The organism is Bradyrhizobium sp. (genome assembly GCF_049691595.1).
In the GTDB taxonomy this organism is placed as follows: domain Bacteria; phylum Pseudomonadota; class Alphaproteobacteria; order Rhizobiales; family Xanthobacteraceae; genus Bradyrhizobium.
In genome coordinates this window covers 1-2376 of record NZ_JBAVNZ010000150.1, presented here as the reverse complement: position 1 = coordinate 2376, position 2376 = coordinate 1, and the positions used below count along the sequence as shown (strand labels likewise).

3 protein-coding genes are annotated in these 2376 nt (G+C 63.7%); all 3 read right to left on the bottom strand.

Annotated elements, in window-relative coordinates; genetic code table 11:
- Positions 1-66: 66 nt before the first annotated feature.
- A complete protein-coding gene (gene pheS, locus WCE35_RS06625; protein WP_424592549.1) occupies positions 67-1149 on the bottom strand; it encodes a phenylalanine--tRNA ligase subunit alpha in 1083 nt (360 codons plus the stop codon).
- A 173-nt stretch (positions 1150-1322) separates the two neighbouring features.
- Positions 1323-1682, bottom strand: coding sequence for a 50S ribosomal protein L20 (gene rplT / locus WCE35_RS06620; protein WP_424592548.1), 360 nt, complete (start codon positions 1680-1682; stop codon positions 1323-1325).
- Between the two features lie 74 nt (positions 1683-1756).
- The gene (gene rpmI, locus WCE35_RS06615) at positions 1757-1957 is read right to left on the bottom strand and encodes a 50S ribosomal protein L35 (protein ID WP_424592547.1); all 201 of its coding nucleotides are present in this window, start codon (positions 1955-1957) and stop codon (positions 1757-1759) included.
- Positions 1958-2376: the final 419 nt, after the last annotated feature.

Below are 2376 nucleotides of genomic sequence, written 5' to 3'. Positions count from 1 at the left end.
CCCTCTCCCGCTTGCGGGGGAGGGCTGGGGTGGGGGCTCCCTCCGCGATGGCGATCTCGACGAGCCTCACGTACTCAACCCTCCCGCGAGCGTCGGGACATCGAGCGGCTTGAAGCCGTAATGGTTGAGCCAGCGCACGTCGCTCTCGAACAATTGCCGCAAGTCCGACATGCCATATTTCAGCATCGCGATGCGATCGATGCCCATGCCCCAGGCAAAGCCCTGATAGACCTCGGGATCGATGCCGCAGGCGCGCAGCACATTCGGATGCACCATGCCGCAGCCGAGAATCTCCAGCCAGTCCTCGCCTTCGCCGAAGCGGATTTCGCCCTTGTCGCGGCGGCACTGGATGTCGACCTCGAGCGACGGCTCGGTGAACGGGAAGAACGAGGGCCGGAACCGCATGTTGATGTGATCGACCTCGAAGAACGCCTTGCAGAACTCATGCAGGATCCATTTGAGGTGGCCAAGATGCGAGCCCTTGTCGATCACGAGGCCCTCGACCTGGTGAAACTGCGGCGTGTGGGTGGCATCGGAATCGATGCGGTAGGTGCGGCCCGGGCAGACCACGCGGATCGGCGGTTTTTGGCTGAGCATGGTGCGGACCTGCACCGGCGAGGTGTGGGTGCGCAACAGCATGCGCGAACCATCCTGCTTCGGGTTGAAGAAGAAGGTGTCGTGCATCTCCCGCGCCGGATGGCCCTCGGGAAAATTCAGCCTGGTGAAGTTGTAGTCGTCGGTCTCGATATCGGGGCCTTCGGCGATGGCAAATCCCATATCGGCGAAGATGGCCGTCAGCTCATCCATCACCTGGCTCAGCGGATGGATGCGGCCCTGCTCGGCGGCGGCCTCGCGCAGCGGCAGCGTGACGTCGATGGTCTCGGACTTGAGCCGGGCGTCAAGCGCCGCGGATTTCAGGATGTCGCGGCGCGCGCTCAGCGCCTGCGTGACGTTGTCCTTGGCGAGATTGATCGCCGCGCCCTGCGTCTTGCGCTCGTCCGGCGACATCTTGCCGAGCGTTGCGAGCAGCGCCGAAATCGAGCCTTTCTTGCCGAGCGCCGCGACGCGCACCGCTTCCAGCGCGGATTCATCGCTTGCAGCGGCAATCCGGGTGAGGATGGTTTGTTCGAGCGATGCGGGGTCGGACATGGCGGTGGTCACCCTTGGGTACGCGCGCTCGCAGTCCAAATGGGACCGTCATCGTCCGCGACGGCGGATGATCCGGTAACCCCCGGGGTCAAGAAGTCAGGTCGGCGGTTACTGGATGCCCCGCGTTCGCGGGGCACGACACCGGAGGTGCGAGATAGCGCGGCGAACAGAACTCACGCCGCCAGCGCGGCCTTGGCCTTCTCGGCAATCGCCTGGAACGTCGCCGGCTCGGTGATGGCGAGATCCGACAGCACCTTGCGGTCGACCATGATGCCCGACTTCGAAAGGCCGTTGATGAAGACGCTGTAGGTCATGCCGAACGGACGCACGGCGGCATTGATGCGCTGGATCCAGAGCGCGCGGAAGGTGCGCTTCTTGCGCTTGCGGTCGCGGAAAGCGTACTGCCCGGCCTTCTCGACCGCGGCCTTGGCGGCGCGAATGGTGTTCTTGCGGCGGCCGGAAAAGCCCTTGGCGGCCTTGTAGACTTTCTTGTGCTTGGCGTGAGAGGTCACACCGCGTTTGACGCGAGACATGACGGGTCTCCTTCAGATGAAAATGGGTGACGGATCGCCGCGCGGACGCGGCTCGGCTCAAGGCGGAAACGCGATCAGGCGTGCGGCAAGAAATATTTCTTGATGTTGTCGCCGTCGGTCTTGAACAGCACGCGGGTGCCGCGGAGCTGACGGATCTGCTTCTTGGTCCGCTTGATCATGCCGTGGCGCTTGCCGCGCTGGGCGGCCATCACTTTGCCGGTGGCAGTCACCTTGAAGCGCTTTTTGGCGCCCGATTTGGTCTTCAGCTTGGGCATTTGGCTCTCCTGTTGCCGCAGAAAAGACGCGCCCGAGGGGCGCTTTCGCGGCTAAAATGCTCGTTAGAGCGTTGAAAGTGCTGAGGTGTTTCCGAAATGAAACAACCCGCACGGGCATCGACACGGCAGCCCTTGATCAGCCGGGCGATGAAGGTTGCGCTTATGGCAGAGCCAAGCCAGATTGGCAACGTGGAACAGGGAATTTCCGTTGCCGGACCCATCACCTGACGCGGCCCCCCGCCCAGCTCAAAACGGAAAGAAAATGACGGTTCTGGCCAGATCGACTGTGTTTCCTGGCAATCTCCGACGCCCGCAGCGGTTGCAGCGGTTGCGATGGGTCGTGGGCCTCACCGCGCTCGCTCTTGTGGCGATACCCGGCGCCGCCGACGCCGCAAAGGTCCGCGCCGCAGCCGTGCCGG

Bases quoted from the DNA above. Each gene is read 5' to 3' on its own strand.
- pheS (WP_424592549.1), bottom strand. From the start codon at position 1,149: ATGTCCGACCCCGCATCGCTCGAACAAACCATCCTCACCCGGATTGCC.
- rplT (WP_424592548.1), bottom strand. From the start codon at position 1,682: ATGTCTCGCGTCAAACGCGGTGTGACCTCTCACGCCAAGCACAAGAAA.
- rpmI (WP_424592547.1), bottom strand. From the start codon at position 1,957: ATGCCCAAGCTGAAGACCAAATCGGGCGCCAAAAAGCGCTTCAAGGTG.